Genomic DNA, 20323 nt, shown 5'->3' with positions numbered 1-20323 from the left:
TCAGCCCTCGAATTCGGGCAGGCCGCGGGTGTCGAGGCCGAGCGGGGAGGCGGCGGAGTGCATGTGGTCCACGGCCGCGCTGAGGTGCTGCGCGAGGGTGACGGCCTGGGCCACAGCGCCGCGCAGCTCGGCGACGGCGGCCATGGGGTCGCCACCGCCGTCGACGGTGACGCGGCCCTGCTCGTGGGTGCGCTGCACGGGCCGGATGGTCTGCTCGATGGCTTGCGGCAGCATCCGCACCAGGTAGGCGAGGGAGCCGATCGCGTCGTAGGCGTTCGGCGGGTACTGCCAGCCGTCGCCGGTGGTGATCGTGTCGTGGTTGAACTGGCGGATGAGGTCGCCGGCCTGCGAGGCGGTCCGGCCGGGTGTCGTCATGGGGTACTCCCGAGGGTGGTTGGGGCCCGGCGGCGGGAAGCGAGTCTGTGCGCTGAGCGCAGGTCGCGCGTCCGGCCGCCGGGCGGTCAGTGGGTCAGTGGACGCGGAAGCCGCCGCGGTGCTGGGCGCGCTCCAGGTAGGCGATCCACTTGAGCCAGTAGTCCAGTCCCTCCGCGCCGACGATCACCTTCACCTCGTCGCCGCTGTGGGTGCGGTACGCCTCCAGGGCGGCGGCGATCTCCTGCGGGGTGACCAACCAGCCGTCGTTGCTGCCGAACTTGTGCAGGGCGATCCCGAACGGCGGGTCGGGGTGCCAGGCCAGATGCTCGTCGATCGTCTTGGCGAAGGTGACGGCCTCCGGCTTGACCGGCTGCTGGCCCTCGGGATAGCGGACGGCCGACACGTCTTCCCAGTCGATGCCGTCGGGCAGCTCCGGGAAGTTCGGCTGCTGGTAGTCCACGGCGACCATGCCGAGCTGGTGCATGATCTCCCGGTAGCGGGACATGCCCCAGATGTTCAGGCGGAAGTACGAGGTGTCGCCGTCCGGGGCGGCCTCGCCCTCGGGGGTGTTCTCGATGTACATGTCGTAGCCCACGGCGGGCTCCTTCGGGGTTGGGTCTTGCGGAGTCACGCTGGTGGGACTCGAACCCACGACCCAGGACTTATAAGATCCGCGCTCTGCCAACTGAGCTACAGCGTGTCGGTGTTGAGTTGTGCGGGCCGCGCCCCGGTGAGGGGGGGCTGGGGCGGGGGGCGGCCCTTGGTGGCGGCCGGGCCGGGGGAAGTGGACCCGGCCGCCGGTCTGGTCAGGCCCGGGTGAGCAGCAGGAGCCGCCGGTGGGCCTTCGTCTTGATGTCGTCGTCGGCGCCTTCCAGGGCGGCCGTGGCGCGGGCGATCTCCTCGGTCATGCTCCGGGCGGGGCGGCGGGGGGCGAGGTGGTCGAGGTAGCCGGTGATGGCGCGTTCGGCGGCGTAGGCGGTGCGGCCGACGCGCTCGGCCTCGGTGCGGAAGGTGTCGTCGAGGGCGTCGAGCCGGGCCGCGAAGTTGGTCTTCTTCGTGTCGGTGGCGTCGTCGTCCAGCGGCCACAGGTCGGCGATGACCTGGTGGAAGTCGGCGACGGCGAGGTCCGTGCGGGCGAGGGCGGTCTCCTCGGCGGCGAACCGGTCGAAGTAGTTCACGGACAGGCCGAGGGTGCGGCGGGCTTCCTTGATCTGGTCGGTGGCCCCGGCGGTGTGGCGCACGGCCCAGCGGGTGACGGCGTCGCGGACGGCGAAGCGTTCGGTGTTGGCGCACACCGGGCGCCAGGGGGTGACGACGCATGCGAACTGGCCGTTGCCGGAGTGGTCGTTCATGACGGCCACGTAGGGGACGATCAGGTCGTTGATGCCGTCGGCGTCGACGGTGACGGTCTGAGGCAGGCGGATGGAGATGAACACCCGGCGCCCGCCCCGGATGACTCCGGCGGACTCCCACACGACGTCGTACCGGCCCACCAGCTCTTGCAGGAACTCGAATCCGGTGCGGTTCTGGATGGGCTGATAGCGGCGGCCGACGACGCCGAGCGGGGCGCCGGTGTCCTCGCGGACCGTGTGGAACTGGTCAGGGTGCTCGCGCAGTTCCCCGCCCCACCGGTAGAGGGCGGGGACGGTGGTGACGGTGAAGTCGAGGCCGCCCTTGGTGAGCACCTCGTCGATGTCGGTGGTGCCGCCGGGGATGATCTGGCCGAGGCCGTGCCACGCGGGGGACGACGCGTACAGGGCGATCGTGCCGTCCGCGCGCTCGTCGAGCCCGTGGGCGGCGATGATGCCGTCGATCTCGCCCTGCGCGTTGCGGGAGACGGTGAACGTCTCGCCCCGGTCCCAGCCGGTGAGGACCTCGTACCGGTCCGGGCTGATCATGCGGATCTCGCCCCGATCGATGCGGGCGCGGAACGCCTGCTCGCGGCTGCGGGCGGCCTCGATCTGACGGGTCTTCTCGGCGGCGAAGGCGGTGTTGACGTCGGTGGTGATGCTCACGGTGTCCCCCTCGGGGCGATCGGTTCAGGCGGTGATCTCGCGGCGGGCGGCGGCGAGGTGGTGGCGGATCGCGTCAAGCGAGCGGTCGAAGCCCTCGTGCGTCTCGCCCTCGGCGGGGGCCTGGAAGGCGGCGATCCGGAACAGGCGGCGCGCGTACGCCAACTGCGTGCGGGCCCGGTCGCGCGCGTCGTGGCGGCGGCACGCTGCCACGAGCGGGCTCACCTGCTCGTACTCGGCGGCGAGCGCGTCGTACGCGGCCTTCGCGACGGGGTCGGGTGCGGGCATGGCGGCCTCCTCACGGGCGAGCGCGCGACGGTGCTGGCGGGGGCCGGAATCCCCAACCCCTGTAAAACAGAGTACGAGAAAGTACGACTCACCACAAGGCTCATGTCGTACTTTCTTCGACAACTCCCGTCACCCGCGAAGCTGTTGGATCAGCCCCCGCCCGCCCCCCTCACGACGCCCGGTACTCCGTGAGCAGGTACAACCGCGCCCCCTCATACCGGGCCGGGCGGCCCGTCTCCCCGTCGGCGCACTCCGCGTTCACACACCAGGCGCGCGGCCGGTCGTCGTCCGGACGGCAGTGGATCGTCGCCTCGCCGCACACCAGGCAGCGCACACCCCGCATCAGCCGCGACGGCGCCTGAAGGCCGAGGATCGTGCGCACGGTCGAGTGCCAGCGGCCCACCGTCGACGTCACCTCCCCGACCCGGCCCGTCGCCTCCGCGCCCGCGGGCAGCGCCTTCAACGCGCGGTCCCAGCGCTGCATGTGCCGCGATCCCCGCAACTCCACGTCGAGAACCCGCGCCTGCGCCTTGATCGCGGTCGCCCAGTGCACGGCGTCCAGAGAAGCCGGCGGACGGGAGCCGGGCATGGCGTGCCCGCCGGCCTCCCTGGGCTGGGCGGTACGCAGGGCAAGCTGGTCGAGGCGATGCATGAGCCCGGGGCCGCCGTCTCCGGGATGGTCCTCGTCGCCGGTCCAGCGGTCCACCAGGTCGGCCACCAGGCCGTCAAGACTCTGCATCGGCGGCCTCCGCCTGGTCGACGAGGGTGAGGGCATGCTGGAGCAGAGCGCGGCAGAGGGCTCGATCACGGGGGTCGCGCACGGGCACACGGTCGACAAGGTGGATGGTGTGCACGAGGCCGTCATCGGCACCGATGAACAGCAGCGCCGGTCCGGGCGGGAGGTGGGGGCCGGTCACAGGTGCGTCTCCCCTCGTGCGAGGGCGCGCGCTGCTTCCTGCTCGGCGGCGCGTTCGGCGACGTCGTAGCCGAGGTACTTGGTGAGCTGGCCGATGACGGCGCGGACTTCGGCCTCGGGGAAGGGCCGGTCGCGCCTGGCGTTCGCCACGATGTTGACCAGCTCCAGGAAGAGCGCCGTGGGCACCAGTTGGTCGCCGGGCCACTCGACGCGGGCGCCCTGATAGCCCTTCAACAGTTCGCCGAGGGACAAGGCAGCCGTACCGAGTCCATACTGAGGATCGTCAGCGACGATGACCTCGCCGCCCGGGAACTCGGCGCCGTGGATGATGCGGCCGTTGTGGTGCAGGCGGAAGCCGCGGGTGAAGGCGGGTTGCATCAGGTGGTTCCTTCGTTCTGCCGCTCACGGATGGCGTCGGCGACGGCGAGTAGAGCGCTGGCGATGGCGAGCTGGCCGCGAACCTGGAGGACGGTCGCGGACATGCGGCCGTCCAGGGGGCGCGGCTGGCCGGTGGGCCACGTGGTGATGGCGGACACCTGCTCGTTCAGTTCGTTGATGGCGTGCAGGGTGTGGTCGTACGGGCGACGTGCCTCGCTCACGGCCGGGTCACCTCCAGGCGCCGGCGGCCGCTACGGTCCTGCTGGGTGGCGACGACGTGGTACCCGGCCTCCCGCAGTTCGGTGGTGATGGCGGTGAGTTGGTCGGCCTCGCCGGGCCCGTCCCAGAACACGGTGACCATGCGGCGTCCGGCCTGGGCGACGCGTACGTCCGGGTCCCAGTCGCCGCCCTCGAACTCGCTGAACTCGTGGCCCTGGCAGCGGAGGAAGTCCTCCACCGCGGTGGCCTTGATGCGTTGCGCCATGGTCAGCCCTCCTTGGTGTTCGGGTGGCGCCGGTGCCGGTTGAGGGCGTGGGCGGCGCGGGCGAGGACGGCGGCCAGGAGGATGCTGGCGGCGATCCACGCGGCGGCGATGTGCAGGGCGAGAGTCATGGGCGGGCCCCGTCCTGTCGCGACTCGGTGGCGTGGCTGTGCTCCGCCGCCGCTTCCGGATGCGCCTCTGCCAGATGCCGGTCCCGCGCCCGCTCGGCCGACTGCTGGCTGGAATGGTCGAGGGAGAGGAACCCGTCGCAGGTGTCGGTGCCCCAGCAGCGGAACACCCACTTCTGCCGGCCGTGGTCCGTGTACGCCTTGACGACCATGCCAGCCTTGAGGCCGTGCGGGTCGGCGTCCATCTGCCGCAGGGCTTCACGGGCGGCGTCGGCTTTCCCCTCGGCGAGGACACCATCGATCTTGACGAGGCCGACCGGCTCCGGGCCGGCGGCGTCGACAACGCGACCAGCGACAGTGATGTCCCGGCTGCGGGTATCGATGCCCACGTGCTCCAGCAGCCCGCGGATACCGCCTCGGCTGTCCGCCGGGATGTCCGCCGACTCACCCTCGTTTACCTGGTAGTTCGGGATTGTGGGCCCGGAATTGTCCGCTCGGGTGTCCAGGGTGATGTCCGTCTCCTCTGGCCCCGGCCCGTCCAGCGCGCGGCCGATGTCGCTGAGGGCACGCATCGTCTGCGGCTCCAGCGTGTTCCGCTTCCACCGGTCGACTTCGTCCCGCACCTGGGTCAGCGCCACCCACACCTTGCGGTCCTCGTCGAGGCGCTTCTCGTGGTTCATCAGGAAGCACTCGCTCGCCTTCGCCGCGTTCTCGATGACCCGCTTGGCCACGTCGAGGCGCTCCTCGGCGGAAGCGCGGTTCCAGCGGGCGATCCACTGGCCGGGGGTGGGTGTGAGCGGATCCCAGCCGGGCTCCTCGCCTGCGCGAAGCTGGTCCCGCTCGACCTCGGCGCGGTGCCGGGCCTCGCCCACCGTCTTCAGCTCCCGCTCGCGCTGCCGGGCGATCGCCTCCCAGTCGACGGGCGCGGGCTGCTCCTCGCCGGGTCCGGATTCGCCGTCGAGAACGTCGCGCAGTTCGGCGCCGGCGGCCCGCACGAGGAACATCGACGTGCCGTGGGCGGCCTCCCACCGGTCGGCGAGGGCGTATGCGCGGGCCACACCGTCGGCGAGGATCTTGCGGCCCGGCCGGGCCTCGTCGAGCCAGACGACGCGCGTGGCGCCGTCGTGGCCGTGGACGGACAGCATCAGGTCGAGGCTGTCCCAGACGGAGGTGGACGGGCGTTCCCGCCGGCGGAGGACGACGGTGCCGTCCGGCCACTGCACGCCGTCGGCAACGGGCCCGGGGCCACTCACGCCAGTCACGTCGCGGTCCCGCTGGAGCACGAACAGACGGGCGTCTATGGATGGTTCGATCACTTCTGTTCCTGTCGGTCGGTGGTGCCGAGTGCGTGGATGGCCCGGCAGGTCTTGAGGTCGCGGCGCCGCTCGCGGTGTGCCTCGCGGACTGCGATGAGGTGGGAGGCGGCGGTGTAGACGGCGGCGGCCAGGGCGGCGACCACGATGAGGCTGAGCACCGCGGCGAAGGCGCCGATCACGGCGACGGTGAAGACCTGGATCGGTGTCACGGCTGCCTCCGCTCGCGGCCGGCGGCGTACGCGGCGTGCAGGCCGGCCCCGGCGAGCAGGGTGCCGACGGTCAGGAAAGCCAGCGCCCACAGCCGGAGTTCGCGGTAGGCGGCGTCGGCGGCGCCGAGCAAGCAGGAGAGGGCGAGCAGGCCGCAGAACCAGGAGTCGGCCAGGCCGAGGCAGAGACCGACGACGGCGAGCAGGGCCACGGCGATGGCGATGATGCTGAGCGTGGACACGAGCGTGCCTTTCAGGTGGTGGCGGGTGCGGTGCGGCGGACGCCCTGGAAGCGGCGGCGCAGCCGGCGCAGACGTCGGCGGGTGCCGTCGCCACCACCGCCGTGCCACCAGCCGTAGGCGTAGAAGGCGCAGCAGGCCGCGTCGAACAGGGCCCAGAAGGAGCGGCCGCCGCGCAGGTCGTTCAGGCCCCACAGGGCGAACGCGATCGCCATGAGGCCGTCGCCCTGGTGGAAGCGCAGGCGCTTGGTGATCACCCCGGTTATGGCGCTGACGACCAGGCCGAGGGCGAGGGCAGAGAGAACGGACACGGTCAGGTTCCTTGCGTAGATTCGTCGTGGTCAGCGGGCAGGCCGCCGAAGATCCCGGGGTATGCGGCGTCGGCGCGTTGGTTGGCCTCCCGGATGAGCCGGTCGGCGAGGTGGGCGCCCGCGATGCAGCCCTCGTACTCGCAGGTGCGCCGGACCTTGCCGACGGGCTCGCGCCCGTGGTGGCTGGTGAACGCGACCCGCGGGGCTGTCTGCCGGCGCCCGCGGTAGCAGAGCACCGGGAGCCCGCTGACGCTGTCCGTGTATCCCGTCCAGCGCACGTGCCCGCCGTCGACCGGCGCGGTGTTGGCGCGGAAGGCGTCCTCGACCGAGGCGTACGTGACCGGGGCCCCTCCCCGCTTCGGTGCGGGCAGGCCCAGGGCCCGGCGGGTGGCCCGCACCGTCCTGGGCGAGACGTGCAACTGTGCGGCGATGTGACTCTCCGGCATCCCGGCGCGCAGCAGTGCGGCGATGTCGGCGCGGATCTTCATGACGCCTCCGGCAGCCGGTCGGGGTCGGGCTCGTAGCCGGTGCGCTGCCGCCACCCGCGGTTGCTGTGGTGGCGGTAGACCTCGCCGCTCCAGCACTTGGAGTCGATCGGCTCGTCGAGCCACAGGTGGCGCAGCAGGGCAACGTGGGTGCCGCAGCGCTCCGTGCCGTCGAGGCGGATCGGCGCGGCATCGTCCGCACGGTGGGCCGCCGTGTCGTCGAGGCGGTGCCGCTCGTCGTAGGTGAGCCCGGCGGCGACACCATCCCGCTGGTCGCGGTGCAGGCCGCGCTCGGACTCCTTGGTGTAGGCGAGGCACTGGGTGCGGACGGGGCAGTGGGCCACGCAGATGGTGCGCGCCTCGTGCTCACGCTTCGGGTCGTCGAAGATCGTCCGCTTGTCCGTGCAGGCCGCTCGCTCCATCCAGTCCAGGGGGCGGCCCGCGGTGTCGGGAACGGATCCGGTGTAGTTGCCCATGGGTCACCTCGCGGCGCGGCCCGAGGGCGCCTTGCGGACGCTGGCCTTGCGGTCGCGGCGGCGTACGGCGTCGGCGAGGTGCGGGGACACGCGGAAGCGGACCTTCTGGTGGGCGGCCACCATGACCTGCTCCCCGTTACGCGGGTCGCGGGCCTTGCGCTGCTTCGTGCGGTACGAGATCCAGGTGCCGAAGTTGGTGACGGCCACATCGTGGCCACTGGCGGTGGCGCGCGCGATTGCGTCGAAGGTGGCCGTTACGGCGGCGCGCGCCTGGTCCGTGGGGATGCCGAGGTCGGCGGCCACGACGTCGATCAGCGTGGTCGTGGTCAGGCGTTCGGTGATGGGCATGGGCTTCTTCTTCAACAGGTGCTCCAGGTACGGGCGCGGGGCCGTCACAGCCCCGCGCCGGGTCAGTGAGGCGGATCAGCCGCAGACGCAGCAGACGCGGTGACAGAACGGGCAGACGGGCACGTCGTTCATCGCAGGAGGTCCTTGGCACGGGCCGCGGCCAGCCAGGTGCCGAACTCGTGGGTGATGCCGTCGTACAGATCGGCGTCGGGCAGGCGCGTCGGCCGGGCTCCGGCATGGAAGTAGGAGGCGTTGTCGACGAGACGGCCGCCGAGCGTGTCGAGCTGCTCCAGGAATCGCACGCGGGAGTGGCCGAAGCCGAGGAAGCTCCAGAAGATCGGCAGCTTGGACGCCTGGGCGAGCTGGAGGCGGGCCGCGTCCTTGTCCTGCGGGTCGCCGTCGGTCTGGAAGACGACCAGCGCCGGGTCCGCGGTCTCGGCATTCAGGTAGTGCTCGATGACCGCCTGCATCGCGACCGTGTAGCGGGTGCCGCCCATGGTGAGTTCGCCGCCGTGCATCTGGTGCTGCTGTGCGACGACGCCCTCGTACTGGTCGAGGCTGATCTCGACGAGCGGGTACGGCTGGCTGTCGAACATGACCAGCGGCACTGTGCCGTCGTCGTCCAGGTTCACGGACAGGCCGAGGGCCTGGTCCGCGAGGTGCTGCACGCTGCCGTTCCTGAAGTAGTCCTTCATCGAGTACGAGCGGTCGACGACGAGGTACACGGCGGCGCGCTGTCCGGTCAGGCCCCGCTTCTCCAGCGACACGGCCGCGGTCTTGGCGAGCGAGACGAGCCCGGATGGGACGCCCGTCAGCGCAGGTACGGGCATGGCGGCGGGTGCGGCCGAGGCGGTCTGGTCGGGCTTCTTACGGAAGAGCATGGGGTGGTTCTCCTTGCGGTGGTGGTGCCGCCCGCCGCCGGGGCCGGTGTCATCCGCGGCGGCGGGCGGGTCTTCGGTCAGCTCGGCTCGGCGGCCGGGCTGTGGGCGAACGGCGCCTGGGGCAGCGGCAGAACCACTGATCCGGGCCGAGGCGTTGCCGGGGCTATGAGCGGCTGCGCGGGCGCCAGAGGCCGGATCGCGGTCACGTTCGCCAGCCGCGCCGTCAGCGCCGCGTTCGCCTCGCGGAGCTGGTCGGCGTCGCGCAGCTGCTCGTCGAGCTCGGCGATCTGCCGCGCGGCCTTCTCCAGCTGGGCGGTCAGGTCGTCGGTCCGGCCGTGGGCGTGCTCCAGTGCGCCGGACAGCTCCCGCCGGTCCTGCTTCAGGCGGGTGATGTACTCGCCGGCCCCGGCCAGTTCGTGGCGGGCGAGCCGGAGTTCGTGGCGCAGCTGTCGGGCGGTGATGCGGCGGGCGCCGCCGTCGTCGACGATGCGGCGGGCGATGTCGGCCGCGCTGCGCCCGTAGCGGACGGCGGCGATCAGCAGGCCGACACCGGTGCAACCGCCGCCGAGGAACACGTACGCGATCACGCGATCCCCGCCTTCCGCGCGGCCGCGCACAGCGAGCAGCCGGCCTTGAGGCAGGCGTTGCCGTTCGCGATGGACAGCGCGTGGTAGGCGCCCTCGTTCGCGGCCTGGAGGTCGGCGAGACGCTGCTCCAGGCGGTGGATGCGGTCGCGCTCCTTGGCCAGCTGAACGCGCAGCCTGTTGGTCTGGGCGTCGCTGAGCCGGGTGCGCCAGCGGCGTATGAAGCTGGGAGTCCTCACGAGGTCCTCCGGGTGGTGTCGTTGGTGGCCGCGTCGAGGCAGCGGGAGAAGGCGTCGAGGTCCTCCGTCAGCCCGGAGGCGATCGACTCGCGGAAGTCGTCGCGCGGGAACGTGTCGTGGGTACGCCCGTCCAGCTCCCGGCCGGCACGCCTCTTGCCGACGCGCGCCATCAGCCATGTGCGGGAGTCGCCCGGCTGGTGGCCTTCGGCGATGTAGCCGTCGGATTCGAGCTGGATGACCCGTTTGCCTTCCACGACCTCCAGGCCGACGGCCTCCATGTGGCCCTCGTCGGTCTCTTCCAGGTCGCCGTACAGCGGGCCGAGAGGCGCCCACTCGCCGTGCTGCTTGAAGAAGAACGGCACCCCCACGACGTCGCAGCCGTCACGGATCTGCCGCGCCCAGTCGGGGTGCATGGGTCGGGCCCGCGGCCCGGATTCGCCGCCGACGATGACCCAGTCCAGGCCGTGCCAGTCCTCCGGCCGCCGCCGGGCGGGGCAGTCGGCCCAGCGGTGGCATTCGGGCGTGAAGGCGTCCGGGTGCCGGCAGGTGCCGTCCTCTGGGGTGACGTGCCCGCAGTCGGGGACGGGGCGCAGCCAGCGGCTGAGGTCGACCGGCCCCAGCAGCGGCTCGCAGGACAGGAAGCGGACGGCAGCCGGGGTCTCCAGCAGCGCCGGGATGCGGATGTTGGCCCACTGCTGGTTCTCCACGCTGACGCCCAGCCACACGTTCGGTAGCGGCCACACGTTGATGACCAGCGGGCGGTCAGGGATCAGCCCCTTCAGCTTCAGCCCGGCGTAGTACTCCTTCGCGCGCCGCCGGAAGTCGTCCGAGCGCAGCAGGGACCGCATGCGGCCGTGCCGCTTCGTCAGCACCTGGTACGTGTGCTGCGGCGTGGCGGCCATCACCGCGAACGCCTGGGCGATGAAGTCGTCCGGCACGGCGTCGAGGAAGAGATCCGACATGCTGTTGACGAAGATCCGCAACGGCTTACGCCACTTCACGGGCCTGATGAGCCGCTCGGGGCGGAGCTGGACGTCGAAGCCGTTCTCGTACGCGTGGCCGGCGGTGCCGCGCCAGCGCTCGGCGAACGTCTCGGCGTAGCAGTTGTCGCACCCCGGCGAGACCTTCGTGCAGCCGGTGACCGGGTTCCAGGTGCGGTTGGTCCACTCGATCTTCGTGGTCATCACGCCGACACCTCTTCCGGCTGGCCGAGGTAGCGCACCCACAGGTCGGCGCCGTCCTGGGTGACTTCAGGCCGGCCCTCGTAGGTCCCAGCGGGCCGGTACGCGGGGACGCGCTCACCGGTGCGGACCTGGAAGGCCGCGGCCACGGCGCTGGCCCTGCTCTGGTAGGTCCCGGCGAGCACCCACTGTCCGGGCATCTGCCGGGCCTGCTGGGCGGCGTGCTGATGGTCGGGCCTGGGGCGGGCCTTGAGGCGGCTCACAGGGCGTCACCTCGCAGGCTCGCGGGCAGCCGTACGAGGTGCTCGCGCAGGATGCCGTCGGTGACGTGGTAGTCCTGGGCGCGGTCCCAGTCGGCGGCGGGGAACGCGGCCTGGAGCAGTCCGGCGATCTGCCGGTGGTTGTCACCTTCGACAAGGGGAATCTCCCGGTGCCCGAACGGCGGCTGCTCGTCGACGGCGAGGGCGAGCACGACCCAGCGCGGGCCGTCCTGCCACTGGGTGCGGGTGACGCGGACCTCGGCGAGCAGGTAGCCGGTCATGCGGCGCAGGTCGTCGCTCAACGCGCGGCGCCGGGACTCGTCGAGCACATACTCAACGCTGGTGTGGGCGCTCATGCCACACCGCCGGGAGGGAAGCAGGCGCGGACGGAGGCGAGCAGCAGCGCGTGTTCGGCCCGCACCTCGGGGCTCCAGCGGTGTTCAGGGGCTGGGTGGACGTGGTGGAACCAGGCGTCGCAGGCGGCCAGCAGCAGCTCCTCACGGTCGGCGGCCCGCATGCAGGAGACGGTCACCTCCGCCGGGTGGTCGACGGCCAGGTGCGCGAACGCGTCCTCGACGGCCGGGTTCTCCAGCAGGTGCCGGTCCGGGTCGTCCAGCGGCAGCGACAGGCGCAGCGCCTCAAGGTCCAGGGCCGTCACGTCGGGCGTGGCGGCGGGGAGCGGGCGGCGGCGCAGGCGGCCGGTCAGCCATCCGGTGAACGCGGCCAACGGGTTGTGGTGCGGGGTGGTGCGACGGGCGATGTGCAGCGTGGCGGTCATCGCCATCGCCTCCCTTCAGGGTTCAGTCGGTGTGGGTGGGGTGCAGGGCCGCGCGTACGGCGGCGGCCCCGCGCTGGTAGGTGTCGGGCCCGGCCGGGCGCCGGCGGTGGCGCCACGGCTCGGGGCGGGCAGCGAGCAGGTCCGGGGGTTCGGCCTGCGGGTCGGCGATGAGCTGGGCGACGGCGACCAGGACGCGGCCCCAGGTCGTGCCTTCGTTGCGGGCCTGCGCGAGGACGTCGCGCAGCTGGTCGATCGACCAGTCCGGCCGGGAGGCGGCGGCCAGGGCGAGCAGTTGGCCGGTGGCGGGCCGCGGCAGGTCGGTCATCCCGGCCCCCTCAGCCGGTCGGTGGCCGGTCGGCAGGGACGGCACAGGCCGTCGGGGAGCGGCCGGCGGGACGGGGCGCCGCAGGCGTCGCACTCGTGCCAGCGGCCGGGCGGGCGTGGGTAGGCAGGACGTCGGGGACCGGGCGGGGCGGCCGGGGGTCTGTGCCCGCGGGTCGCGCGCTGCTCGGCGCAGACCTCGCAGCGGGCGCCGGTGTGCCAGATCCGGCCGGACTCGCAGGCGGCCAGGCCGCAGCCGTGGCGGACCACCGCGGCGCCGAGCAGCCAGCGGCCCGGGTCGCGGATCTCCTGCGTCGAGGCGAACCGGAACTCCAGGCGGGCGCGCACCCGTTCGGGCTCCTGACCCTGGTCGAGCTGGCGGCCGATCTCTCGCGCCACCTCGCGCACCACGTACGGCGACAGGCCCGGCAGCAGCGGCCTGATGGGTTCGAGGACTCGCCAGATCCGCGGAGCGAGACTCAGCTCAGGCCCGGCGTACGGGCGGCGAAGCGCGGCGGGCAGCGGAGGATTGTCCACAGGGCCACGCGCTACTACCTGCACTCGCCTACGGCGGATGGAACCACCGGCCGGCGGTTCCTCCGGTGAGTCAATCTGCTGGTCTTCCTTAGACGCGAGGGACCCATCTCCAAGATCCGGACCCACCCCATCTCCAATGTCCTCTGTCAGGACCTGGTGGGTGGGCTCGTCGTGGCAGATGTAGAGGTTGCGGCCCCGGTACCCGGACCGCTTCTGCACGGTGATCCAGCCGAGGCGCTCCAGCTCCCGCAGGATCCGCCGCACGGAGCGCACGTCGAGGGGCTGGCCGGCGCTTTCGCCGGACCGGTGGCGCAGGACGCGCGCCAATTCGGCCAGGGTGATGTGCACGCCGGTCGCCGTGGCGTAGCTGAGCGCGGCGTAGCAGCGGAGTTGGCGCGGAGACAGGGCCTCGGCGGCGCGCGACGGCACCCAGGCTCCGTGCTCACGCCGCCAGTCGGTGACGCGGACGCGGCGCACTGCCGACTCCCCGTCGCCGCCCGGCTTCGTGCGCTGCCGGCTCGTCAGCTCCACCACGTCGTCGTCCGGCGCGGGCCGCATCAACTCCGTCAGCGCCGCCTCGACCGTCGACTGCGCCAGGCCGAGCAAATTGGAGATGTAGGTGACCCTCGCCTCGCAGCCGGTCTCGCGCCGGTTCAAGGCACTGATCTTCACGTAGACGGATACCGTGGCATCGGCGTAGTGGCCGACGATCACACGCAACGGCACGCGAACGCGTTGCATAGGGTCACCTCCTCTCCGGGATTGCTGGGTTGGGCCAGGGCTGCGTCAGGCGGCGTTGAGGTCTCGGCGCACCATGGCCGTGAACTCCTCGAAGTCCTGGTAGCGGCGATGCAGGGCCTTCCACTCGCGCTCCATGTCGGCGAGCACCAGGCGCCGGGTGAAGTCGTCGGCAGCGACCTTGTCCACCGGCTCGTAGACGTGGCCGTTCTCCTTGCGCACGGCATGGAAGGCACGCACGGACTTCTCCGGGTTTGCCTCGTCGGCCTCGCGGTACACGACCCGCACGGACCGGATGAGCTCGTGCGCCTGCTGGCGGCGCCACGCCTCCCCGGCCACGGCGTCGTTCCACTCGAACCGAGAGTGCAGCGGGTGCTGTTCGTCCCGTGCGGCGTCCACCACGAGGGCGGGCGTCAGCTTCTTGTGCTGGTCGTAGATCGACTGCAACTCGCTACGAAGATCCATCAGTTCCTCTCCTTCCGTTCCTGCCTGCCATGCCTTGCCATGCCGCGCCGAGCCGGGACCTGCCGTGCCTTGCCACGCCGTGCCCTGCCTTGGCTGCCGAGCCGCGCCAGGCCGTGCCGCGCCTAGCCCTGCCGCGCCGGTCCCTGCCCTGTCTGCCGCACCCCGCCACGCCGGACCACACCGGGCCAAGCCACGCCGTGCCCTGCCTTGGCTGCCGAGCCGCGCCTAGCCGGGACCTGCCGAGCCCCGCCGCGCCGAGCCAGGCCATGCCATGCCTGCCACGCCCTGCCAGGCCCTGACCAGCGCTGCCTAGCCCCACCACGCCTTGCCGGGCCTGACGTGCCGCGCCGAACCTCGCCGAGCCGTGCCTGGCCATGCCGTGCCTGGCCTGCCGAGCCGCGCCCTGCCAGAACCCGCCCCGCCCGGCCGTGCCAGGCCACGCCTCGCCAGACCTCGCCGCGCCTGCCGCGAGCTGTGGTCACGGGAGGACTTCGACGTCTCGGGCGGGGTCGATCTTGTAGGTGCCGAACTCGCCCCGCTTCTCCGGCCGCCACTCGCCCACGCCGATCCCGAGACCGCCGGCGTCGATCAGCGACAGCACCGAAGAACGGGACAGCGACGAGGTGACGTAGGTGACGACGAGCGCCGTGGACCAATCCGGGAACTCCGGCCGGTACCGCAGGTCCGCTGACCGCGATGGGCCGCCGAGCCGGACGACGTCCTCTCGCATGCGCGGCGTCCCCTCGATCTCCACCAGGGCCTGCGGGTCGTTGGGCGAGATCTCGCCGTGCATGAAGAGGAACTGGCGCAGCTCGGTCATGCGGACGTCCTTGCCGTAGAACCGGGCAGCTCCGACAGTGGCGGCCTTGAAGGCGGTGACGGGGAACCCGTAGCCGTCCTTCGTGCGGTAGAACGCGGCCTCGTACTCGGCCTTCGGGTCGCGCACCTGCTTGAGGGACTTGCGGCCCTGCTGCGCGTCGAGCATCTGCCGCTTCGACTTCTCGCTGAAGTTGTGGACGATCAGCGGCATCGTCCCGATGATCGGGACCCGGATCGTCTCGGTGCCGATCTTGTCGATCTGGATTGCTGCGTCGGCCATCTCGGGCCGTCCTTCCTTGAGTTGGTGATGGGCTGTTCAGTTGTCCGCGCCATGCCTGCCACGCCCCGACCTGCCGAGCCACGCCTTGCCTTGCCTCGCCGAGCCCAGCCACGCCCTTCCGCGCCTGCCACGCCATGCCGGGCCAAGCCGCGCCTGACCGGACCACGCCATGCCCTGCCTGCCATGCCGTGCGGGGCCTTGCCTTGCCGTGACCAGCCACGACCCGCCTCGCGGCGCCTGCCAAGCCGAGCCAAGCCGTGCCTTGACGTCCTTGCCTCGCCGCGCCTGCCAAGCCATGCCGGGCCCCGCCCAGCCGGGACCTGCCGCGCCATGCCGCGCCGTGCCTGGCTTGCCGAGCCGGGACCTGCCTGCCTCGTCAGTCGTCGTCCGGGCGCGCGCCGGTGAGCGCGGCCGTCAATCCGTCGGCGACAGTGGCCAATTCGTGCAAGATCTCGGAGGTGACCAGGCCGGTCGCATGCGTGGCGCGGCGCGCGTACCCGGCCCAGTGCTCCAGCGCAGCCCGCAGCCGCGCGACCTCCATCGCGTGCAGCTGCCCGGCCACCAGGCGCAGCGTGTCCGGCGAAAGCTCCAGCTGCCCGGTCGCATCGTCCAAGGTGCCCCGGGCGGTGCGCTGCAAGAACAGGGCCCGCTGCGCCTCCCGTACGAAGCCCTCCTGGTCCTGGTTCGGGATCTCCAAGGAGGTGATACGGACCTTGACCGCGGGCGTCTTCTCCGAACCCGGCGACGGCTCAGTGCGCTCGGTCGTGGTCAGCTCCCCGATGAACATCAGCCGCAGGCCGGGCCGGTCGTACAGCGGGCGCACGTACGGCTCCAAAGCCTCCTGCGCCGACGCGCTGACCTTGGGTTCGAACTTCAGGGTTGGCACTGCGCTTCTCCTTCGGGCCAGATGCGGATCACGGCTCCCGGACGTCCGAGGGCCTCGGGGTGCTCGTCGGGGTAGGTCTTGCGGATGCGGCCTTCGACGATCTGGGAGTCATCGGCGAACAGCACCCCGGTCAGCGCGTCACTGATGGCGCGGGCGTGGTGGTCCCAGTCATGGGAGGAGCGGGTGACCGGCCACGCGCGCGGCCTGGGCGCCGAGTCGGGCTTGGGCACCGTGACGGTGACGGCGAGGCCGACCGGGCCGAGGTACAGGCCGTGACTCGTACGCGGCGTCTTGCACAGCGCGCACTGCTTCGTTCGGCCCGGGGTCGCGGCGAACATGTGCCGACCGGTCGCCCGGCAGGCGGCGGCGCACACCGCGTCCCGCCAGGGCTGGAGGTCGGCCGCGTTCGCGTGGTAGCCGCGGCCGGCCCGGTTGTAGCGGATGTTGCCCTGCCCGACCGGGATGCCGTACACCGTCACCGTCACGGTGCCCTGGCTCACTGCTCCGGCCCCCCGTCGGCCGGGCCGTCCTCGCGGACGCCGGAGCCGGGCTGCGCGGCCGGGGCCGCCGTCGACCACTCGTCGCTCTGCGGCTGCTTCGGCCGCGAACGCTGCACCGGGCCACTCGACGCCTGGGCGTCGCGGCGCAACTGCTCGTGCTCGGGACCAGCGAGCGAAGCGACGTACGCCTCCGCGTCAGTCGCCACATAGGCGCGCGGCGACGTCTCCAGCTCGCCCAGCCCCATGTCGCGCAGCAGCCCGTCGAGGGTGAAGTCCGAGTAGGGGACGTGGGCGCCGGGCGGCACCTCAAGCCGCAGCGAGCGGACACCAGTCAGGTACGCTTCGCGGGGCCGCGGCATCTCGACAACGGCCTCGACCTCGAACGGCAGGTTCTTCTCGGCGCGGATCTTCCACGTCTTGTCCGTGGTCGGCTTCCCGTCGGGGCCGACAACCGCGACCTGCTCCAGGCGGGCGATGAGGATGACGGGTCCGTTGTGCTTCCGCAGCACGTCCAGCAGCCGGTTCCACCGCTTCTTCGCCGCGTTCCACTGATCCATCGTGATCGTGGCGTCACCGCTGCCGCCGCGGCCCTTGCGCGCGGCCCGCTGGTTGGCGATGAGCTGCTGCTCGTCTGCCAGCATGTCCCACACCGCGGTCATGGAGTCGACGACCAGGGCGTGCGGCTTCTTCTCGACGGGCTGCTCGGTGGCCAGCCGGGTCATGAGGCCGAGGTTGTTGAACGAGCCGTCGTGTTCGACGATCTCGTACCGGGCGCCTGGCAGCGCGCCATACAGGTCGGCGGAGCCTTCGCCGACTTCGATCCAGAAGGTGCGGTCGACGAGGTCGCTCGCGGAGAGCGCGGCGGCCGCATACGTCTTGCCGGTCTTCTCGGCGCCGGCGAGCAGGATCATCGGCCACGAGGGCTTGCCGCTGGGCTGGCGGGTCTTCAGTTCGGGGGTGCTCATCGGAACTCCAGGGCGGGGTGTTGCTCGGTGGTGGGGGCCGGGGCGGAGACGCTGTCACCCGTCTCCGGCCCGGCCGGGTGCCCGTGCGGCGCAGGCGGGGTCTTCGGGGCGGCACAAGCAGCGGGACTCCCCTCGCCCCCCTTCGCTTCCGCGGCGCCGCTCCTTACGGCGGCGGATGACGTGAACGCCGCACGGGCGGTCGGGGACCCGCTCAGCGCAGGCGGGGTCGCGGGGGCGTTGGTACGGAGCGGCCCCTCGCCCGCCTTCGCTCCCGCGCCGGGCGCACGAGAACCGGCATCAGGTGACGTGAACGCTGAGCGGGTGGTCTTCATCGCAGCGTCACCGTCCGCACGGTGATGCCGGGGGTGGGCGCGGTGCGGGCGTGCTCGGCGATCTCGCGCATCGTCTCGGCCCAGCTGGGCGTGAAGTCGCGCGGGGTCTGGCCGTCGAGCGCCTTCAGGACGGCGCCGTGCACGGTGTCGAGGTGCTCGATCGGCTGCGGCAGTGACTCGATCTCCAGCAGGCCCAGCGGCGTGTTGGCCGGGTTCCAGCCGGTGAACACGACCGGCCCGGCGTAGGGCTGCACGGCGGCGCCGAGCGTGGCGAGCACGCACGAGCCGACGATGTTGCGCGGGTACCGCTTCGGGTAGAGCAGGCCGACGTCGTTGACCCATGCGGCGACGGCGAGGCCGGGCAGGTTGATGCGCGCCTTGCCCTCGGGTCCGATGAGCGTGTCCCAGTCGAGTTCGCCGTCGTGGTGGGTGAGTGCGCCGTCCGGCGAGATGATCGCGTGCCGCATGCTCACCACCGCCGGCCGGTGGTCTTGAGCAGGCTGGCGGGCACCCAGGCGCGCAGCGGGAGAGCCCCGGAGGGGTTCCACGCGACGGACACCCAGGGTTCGCCGCCGGGGCCGATGCACACGCGGCCCGGCTTGCCGTCGAAGGTGTAGGGGATGTTCGGCGGGCTGTCGTCGCGGACCACGCCGTACGTGCCGTAGACGGCGTGGAGGACCGGCTGATACTCCGGCCACGGCTTGGCCATCATCTCCAGCAGCGACGCGATGGCGTCGCTGGTGTCGATGCGGGCCGTGGGCCGGTAGTCGAGCTGCCGTGTAGGGGTGTCGATGCTCATGCCGTGACTTCCTCGGGATCGCTGGTGGGCGTGCCGATGTAGTGGGCTCGGACGACCCACCGGCCGGGGCCGGTGTGGGTCGCCTGGGCGGTGAAGGCGCCGACGGGCTGGTAGGCGTCGAGCCGTCCGTCCTGGATGCCGCGGGCGACGTTGGCCGCGCCGGAGTTCGACGTGTAGGGGCCGATGTCGACGCTCGTTCCGGGCTGGGCGCGCATTGCTGCCGCGCGCTCGCGGTGAATCTCCTGCCACTGCTGGGGCGACTTGCGGTGGACGCGCTCCCGGACCTGTGCGATGTCCAGGCCGGGCAGCCAGCCGAAGTGCGCGGCGATCGCCGCCGCATGCGTCCTGTCCCTCGCACCGAGCCGGTCAATGATCTTGTGGCAGTGGCTGCGCACGGTGTGAGGGGCGATGCCGAGCCGCGTCGCGGTGCTCTCGTACGTGCCGCCGTTGACGAGCAGCGTCAGCACCTGCACTTCGCGCTCGGTGAGCGGGCACTTCAGCGTGCTGTCGCTGCCGCACGGACGGTGCTCGGCGATGGCCTGCTCGATGGCGTCGAGGGTGGCGAGGTCGTTGTCGCCGGAGGCGGCGCCCCACAGGTCCTCGATGAACGCGGCGAGCTGGTCGGCGTCGTACCGGCGCGCCCACGGGAAGGTCAGGTCACCGGCCATGGCTGGCACCGTCCCTGGCGTCCTCCAGCTCGCGCACCCGGCGCTCCAGGGCGCGGATCCGGTCGCGCTGGCGGGCGGTCTCCCCGTAGAAGGCGGGTATCGCGTCGCGGGCGAAGGCGATGAACTCGACGACGGGCACGCGCTCGCTGTCGACCCAGGTCTCCAGGAAGCAGATCGGGCCGACCTGGTCGGGCAGACCGTGCTCGCTGGGCTCGACCTTCCAGGGCCCTTTCGGCAGGTGGAGGATGATCTGCTGGGTCTTCTTCAGGTACTCGTCGGAGAGCGGCTCATGCACTGGGACCACCGTCCTCGGCGACCTTGCGGCGCAGCAGGTCGGTCTCGTACGGGATGAAGGCGGCCTTGCCGTCGCGGACGTCGCGGAGGGTGCCGAGGACCAGCAGGACGCGGCCGTCGAGCAGGGCCGGGCGCCGGTGGCCGGGCGGCAGGTCGAGGGCGTCGCGGACGGCGGCCAGGAGGTCGCGGAGGTCGTCGCGCTCCACCTCGATGGCGCTCTTCCCGCCATTCGTGCGGGGGACGTGTGCGAAGCTGGTTCGCATCAGGGTCCACCTCGTCTCTCAAAGCGACTTGGTCGGGTGGGTCCGAGGGCTCGTCGGGTGCTGCCGGCGGGCCCTCAGTGCGTTCAGGCGGCGGCGCGGACGGGCTGCCGGGGCGCCGTGCGCCCGCCGGGTGCCGGGGTGTCGATCGGGAGCAGGGTCCGCAGCCGGTCGATGACCTCGGGGGGCGCCGGGGGTGCGCTGGCGGCGACTCGGCGGATGAAGGCGCCGAGGTCCTCGCCGGGACGGATCTGGAGGGTGACCTCGCGGGTCTCGCCGCCGCTCATGACGTGCTCGCCCCGAACTTGCGGTCGGCTCCGCAGGCGCGGCACTGGGCCCGCCAGAGCGGGTTGCGGTGGCCGCAGTCGCACACCCACCGGCATACGGCGTCGATGCGGGCGCGCATCAGGCCACGCTCCGGCCCGGCTGGGCGCCGGCCTTGTCTTCCTCGGGGAGCAGGAGGTCGTGCACGGCGCAGCCGAGGACGTCGGCGATCGCCTTGAGGTTCTTCGGGGAGAAGCCCACGCGGCCGTTCTCGCAGTCGGACAGCTGACTCAGGCTGACCCCAGCTTTTCTG

At 72.1% G+C, this 20323-nt stretch carries 38 protein-coding genes and 1 tRNA gene; all 39 read right to left on the bottom strand.

Annotated elements, in window-relative coordinates:
- A complete protein-coding gene (locus ACFSL4_RS01625; RefSeq protein ID WP_381077353.1) occupies positions 1 to 375 on the bottom strand; it encodes a hypothetical protein in 375 nt (124 codons plus the stop codon).
- A gap of 94 nt (positions 376 to 469) precedes the next feature.
- On the bottom strand, positions 470 to 970 hold the full coding sequence (locus ACFSL4_RS01620; protein ID WP_381077351.1) for a hypothetical protein: 501 nt from the start codon (positions 968 to 970) through the stop codon (positions 470 to 472).
- A 32-nt stretch (positions 971 to 1002) separates the two neighbouring features.
- Positions 1003 to 1075: transfer RNA gene (locus tag ACFSL4_RS01615), tRNA-Ile, on the bottom strand.
- Positions 1076 to 1181: 106 nt separating this feature from the next.
- Entirely contained in the window at positions 1182 to 2390 is a 1209-nt protein-coding gene (locus ACFSL4_RS01610) for a DUF932 domain-containing protein (RefSeq protein ID WP_381077348.1), read from the bottom strand.
- 24 nt (positions 2391 to 2414) lie between these two features.
- Complete coding sequence (locus tag ACFSL4_RS01605; RefSeq protein WP_381077345.1) at positions 2415 to 2675, bottom strand: hypothetical protein; 261 nt, start codon at positions 2673 to 2675, stop codon at positions 2415 to 2417.
- A 169-nt stretch (positions 2676 to 2844) separates the two neighbouring features.
- On the bottom strand, positions 2845 to 3414 hold the full coding sequence (locus tag ACFSL4_RS01600; RefSeq protein WP_381077343.1) for a DUF7341 domain-containing protein: 570 nt from the start codon (positions 3412 to 3414) through the stop codon (positions 2845 to 2847).
- Positions 3401 to 3592 (bottom strand): hypothetical protein, encoded by a 192-nt coding sequence (locus ACFSL4_RS01595; RefSeq protein WP_381077340.1) that lies wholly within the window; start codon positions 3590 to 3592, stop codon positions 3401 to 3403. Before ACFSL4_RS01595 ends, ACFSL4_RS01600 begins: the two co-directional genes overlap by 14 nt.
- A complete protein-coding gene (locus tag ACFSL4_RS01590) occupies positions 3589 to 3969 on the bottom strand; it encodes a hypothetical protein (RefSeq protein WP_381077337.1) in 381 nt (126 codons plus the stop codon). The genes ACFSL4_RS01595 and ACFSL4_RS01590 overlap by 4 nt, the downstream gene beginning before the upstream one ends.
- Complete coding sequence (locus ACFSL4_RS01585; RefSeq protein ID WP_381077335.1) at positions 3969 to 4190, bottom strand: hypothetical protein; 222 nt, start codon at positions 4188 to 4190, stop codon at positions 3969 to 3971. The genes ACFSL4_RS01590 and ACFSL4_RS01585 overlap by 1 nt, the downstream gene beginning before the upstream one ends.
- A complete protein-coding gene (locus ACFSL4_RS01580; protein WP_381077332.1) occupies positions 4187 to 4453 on the bottom strand; it encodes a hypothetical protein in 267 nt (88 codons plus the stop codon). Before ACFSL4_RS01580 ends, ACFSL4_RS01585 begins: the two co-directional genes overlap by 4 nt.
- Before the next feature lie 2 nt (positions 4454 to 4455).
- Entirely contained in the window at positions 4456 to 4581 is a 126-nt protein-coding gene (locus ACFSL4_RS01575) for a hypothetical protein (RefSeq protein ID WP_381077330.1), read from the bottom strand.
- The gene (locus ACFSL4_RS01570) at positions 4578 to 5894 is read right to left on the bottom strand and encodes a hypothetical protein (protein ID WP_381077328.1); all 1317 of its coding nucleotides are present in this window, start codon (positions 5892 to 5894) and stop codon (positions 4578 to 4580) included. Before ACFSL4_RS01570 ends, ACFSL4_RS01575 begins: the two co-directional genes overlap by 4 nt.
- Positions 5891 to 6103, bottom strand: coding sequence for a hypothetical protein (locus ACFSL4_RS01565; protein WP_381077325.1), 213 nt, complete (start codon positions 6101 to 6103; stop codon positions 5891 to 5893). Before ACFSL4_RS01565 ends, ACFSL4_RS01570 begins: the two co-directional genes overlap by 4 nt.
- Positions 6100 to 6342 (bottom strand): hypothetical protein, encoded by a 243-nt coding sequence (locus ACFSL4_RS01560; protein ID WP_381077323.1) that lies wholly within the window; start codon positions 6340 to 6342, stop codon positions 6100 to 6102. Before ACFSL4_RS01560 ends, ACFSL4_RS01565 begins: the two co-directional genes overlap by 4 nt.
- 11 nt (positions 6343 to 6353) lie before the next feature.
- Positions 6354 to 6650 carry a hypothetical protein gene (locus ACFSL4_RS01555; RefSeq protein WP_381077320.1) on the bottom strand — a complete coding sequence of 99 codons (297 nt, stop codon included), beginning with the start codon at positions 6648 to 6650 and terminating at the stop codon, positions 6354 to 6356.
- Positions 6651 to 6652: 2 nt separating this feature from the next.
- Positions 6653 to 7138, bottom strand: coding sequence for a helix-turn-helix domain-containing protein (locus tag ACFSL4_RS01550; protein WP_381077318.1), 486 nt, complete (start codon positions 7136 to 7138; stop codon positions 6653 to 6655).
- Entirely contained in the window at positions 7135 to 7611 is a 477-nt protein-coding gene (locus tag ACFSL4_RS01545) for a WhiB family transcriptional regulator (RefSeq protein ID WP_381077316.1), read from the bottom strand. Before ACFSL4_RS01545 ends, ACFSL4_RS01550 begins: the two co-directional genes overlap by 4 nt.
- Before the next feature lie 3 nt (positions 7612 to 7614).
- Positions 7615 to 7959, bottom strand: coding sequence for an HU family DNA-binding protein (locus ACFSL4_RS01540; protein ID WP_381077313.1), 345 nt, complete (start codon positions 7957 to 7959; stop codon positions 7615 to 7617).
- 128 nt (positions 7960 to 8087) lie between these two features.
- Entirely contained in the window at positions 8088 to 8840 is a 753-nt protein-coding gene (locus ACFSL4_RS01535; RefSeq protein WP_381077311.1) for a VWA domain-containing protein, read from the bottom strand.
- 77 nt (positions 8841 to 8917) lie between these two features.
- A complete protein-coding gene (locus ACFSL4_RS01530) occupies positions 8918 to 9427 on the bottom strand; it encodes a hypothetical protein (RefSeq protein ID WP_381077309.1) in 510 nt (169 codons plus the stop codon).
- Positions 9424 to 9663, bottom strand: coding sequence for a hypothetical protein (locus ACFSL4_RS01525; RefSeq protein ID WP_381077307.1), 240 nt, complete (start codon positions 9661 to 9663; stop codon positions 9424 to 9426). Before ACFSL4_RS01525 ends, ACFSL4_RS01530 begins: the two co-directional genes overlap by 4 nt.
- Positions 9660 to 10847 (bottom strand): DUF5131 family protein, encoded by a 1188-nt coding sequence (locus ACFSL4_RS01520; protein ID WP_381077305.1) that lies wholly within the window; start codon positions 10845 to 10847, stop codon positions 9660 to 9662. Before ACFSL4_RS01520 ends, ACFSL4_RS01525 begins: the two co-directional genes overlap by 4 nt.
- The gene (locus ACFSL4_RS01515) at positions 10847 to 11107 is read right to left on the bottom strand and encodes a hypothetical protein (RefSeq protein ID WP_381077302.1); all 261 of its coding nucleotides are present in this window, start codon (positions 11105 to 11107) and stop codon (positions 10847 to 10849) included. The genes ACFSL4_RS01520 and ACFSL4_RS01515 overlap by 1 nt, the downstream gene beginning before the upstream one ends.
- On the bottom strand, positions 11104 to 11460 hold the full coding sequence (locus tag ACFSL4_RS01510; RefSeq protein WP_381077299.1) for a hypothetical protein: 357 nt from the start codon (positions 11458 to 11460) through the stop codon (positions 11104 to 11106). The genes ACFSL4_RS01515 and ACFSL4_RS01510 overlap by 4 nt, the downstream gene beginning before the upstream one ends.
- Complete coding sequence (locus tag ACFSL4_RS01505; protein ID WP_381077296.1) at positions 11457 to 11882, bottom strand: hypothetical protein; 426 nt, start codon at positions 11880 to 11882, stop codon at positions 11457 to 11459. Before ACFSL4_RS01505 ends, ACFSL4_RS01510 begins: the two co-directional genes overlap by 4 nt.
- 22 nt (positions 11883 to 11904) lie before the next feature.
- Entirely contained in the window at positions 11905 to 12207 is a 303-nt protein-coding gene (locus tag ACFSL4_RS01500) for a hypothetical protein (RefSeq protein ID WP_381077293.1), read from the bottom strand.
- Positions 12204 to 13481, bottom strand: a complete 1278-nt coding sequence (locus ACFSL4_RS01495) for a hypothetical protein (RefSeq protein WP_381077291.1) — start codon at positions 13479 to 13481, stop codon at positions 12204 to 12206. Before ACFSL4_RS01495 ends, ACFSL4_RS01500 begins: the two co-directional genes overlap by 4 nt.
- 45 nt (positions 13482 to 13526) lie before the next feature.
- The gene (locus ACFSL4_RS01490) at positions 13527 to 13943 is read right to left on the bottom strand and encodes a hypothetical protein (RefSeq protein WP_381077288.1); all 417 of its coding nucleotides are present in this window, start codon (positions 13941 to 13943) and stop codon (positions 13527 to 13529) included.
- Positions 13944 to 14421: 478 nt separating this feature from the next.
- On the bottom strand, positions 14422 to 15042 hold the full coding sequence (locus ACFSL4_RS01485) for a hypothetical protein (RefSeq protein ID WP_381077286.1): 621 nt from the start codon (positions 15040 to 15042) through the stop codon (positions 14422 to 14424).
- A gap of 376 nt (positions 15043 to 15418) precedes the next feature.
- On the bottom strand, positions 15419 to 15928 hold the full coding sequence (locus ACFSL4_RS01480) for a hypothetical protein (RefSeq protein WP_381077283.1): 510 nt from the start codon (positions 15926 to 15928) through the stop codon (positions 15419 to 15421).
- Positions 15916 to 16428: a RusA family crossover junction endodeoxyribonuclease gene (locus tag ACFSL4_RS01475; RefSeq protein WP_381077280.1), complete on the bottom strand. Its 513-nt coding sequence runs from the start codon at positions 16426 to 16428 to the stop codon at positions 15916 to 15918. The genes ACFSL4_RS01480 and ACFSL4_RS01475 overlap by 13 nt, the downstream gene beginning before the upstream one ends.
- The gene (locus ACFSL4_RS01470) at positions 16425 to 17393 is read right to left on the bottom strand and encodes an AAA family ATPase (RefSeq protein ID WP_381077278.1); all 969 of its coding nucleotides are present in this window, start codon (positions 17391 to 17393) and stop codon (positions 16425 to 16427) included. The genes ACFSL4_RS01475 and ACFSL4_RS01470 overlap by 4 nt, the downstream gene beginning before the upstream one ends.
- Positions 17394 to 17721: 328 nt before the next feature.
- Complete coding sequence (locus ACFSL4_RS01465) at positions 17722 to 18192, bottom strand: hypothetical protein (protein ID WP_381077275.1); 471 nt, start codon at positions 18190 to 18192, stop codon at positions 17722 to 17724.
- Between the two features lie 2 nt (positions 18193 to 18194).
- On the bottom strand, positions 18195 to 18524 hold the full coding sequence (locus tag ACFSL4_RS01460) for a hypothetical protein (protein WP_381077272.1): 330 nt from the start codon (positions 18522 to 18524) through the stop codon (positions 18195 to 18197).
- Positions 18521 to 19192, bottom strand: a complete 672-nt coding sequence (locus tag ACFSL4_RS01455; protein WP_381077269.1) for a helix-turn-helix domain-containing protein — start codon at positions 19190 to 19192, stop codon at positions 18521 to 18523. Before ACFSL4_RS01455 ends, ACFSL4_RS01460 begins: the two co-directional genes overlap by 4 nt.
- Positions 19182 to 19487: a hypothetical protein gene (locus ACFSL4_RS01450; protein WP_381077266.1), complete on the bottom strand. Its 306-nt coding sequence runs from the start codon at positions 19485 to 19487 to the stop codon at positions 19182 to 19184. Before ACFSL4_RS01450 ends, ACFSL4_RS01455 begins: the two co-directional genes overlap by 11 nt.
- Positions 19480 to 19749 carry a hypothetical protein gene (locus tag ACFSL4_RS01445; protein WP_381077264.1) on the bottom strand — a complete coding sequence of 90 codons (270 nt, stop codon included), beginning with the start codon at positions 19747 to 19749 and terminating at the stop codon, positions 19480 to 19482. Before ACFSL4_RS01445 ends, ACFSL4_RS01450 begins: the two co-directional genes overlap by 8 nt.
- Before the next feature lie 83 nt (positions 19750 to 19832).
- Positions 19833 to 20033 (bottom strand): hypothetical protein, encoded by a 201-nt coding sequence (locus ACFSL4_RS01440; RefSeq protein ID WP_381077262.1) that lies wholly within the window; start codon positions 20031 to 20033, stop codon positions 19833 to 19835.
- A 118-nt stretch (positions 20034 to 20151) separates the two neighbouring features.
- The coding region (locus ACFSL4_RS01435) for a helix-turn-helix domain-containing protein (RefSeq protein ID WP_381077712.1) at positions 20152 to 20323 on the bottom strand (172 nt) is incomplete at its 5' end.

The organism is Streptomyces caeni, assembly GCF_042678285.1.
GTDB classification, from domain to species: Bacteria; Actinomycetota; Actinomycetes; order Streptomycetales; family Streptomycetaceae; genus Streptomyces; species Streptomyces caeni.
Note: the sequence above shows the minus strand (reverse complement) of the source record. Positions and strands in the feature narration are given on the sequence as shown.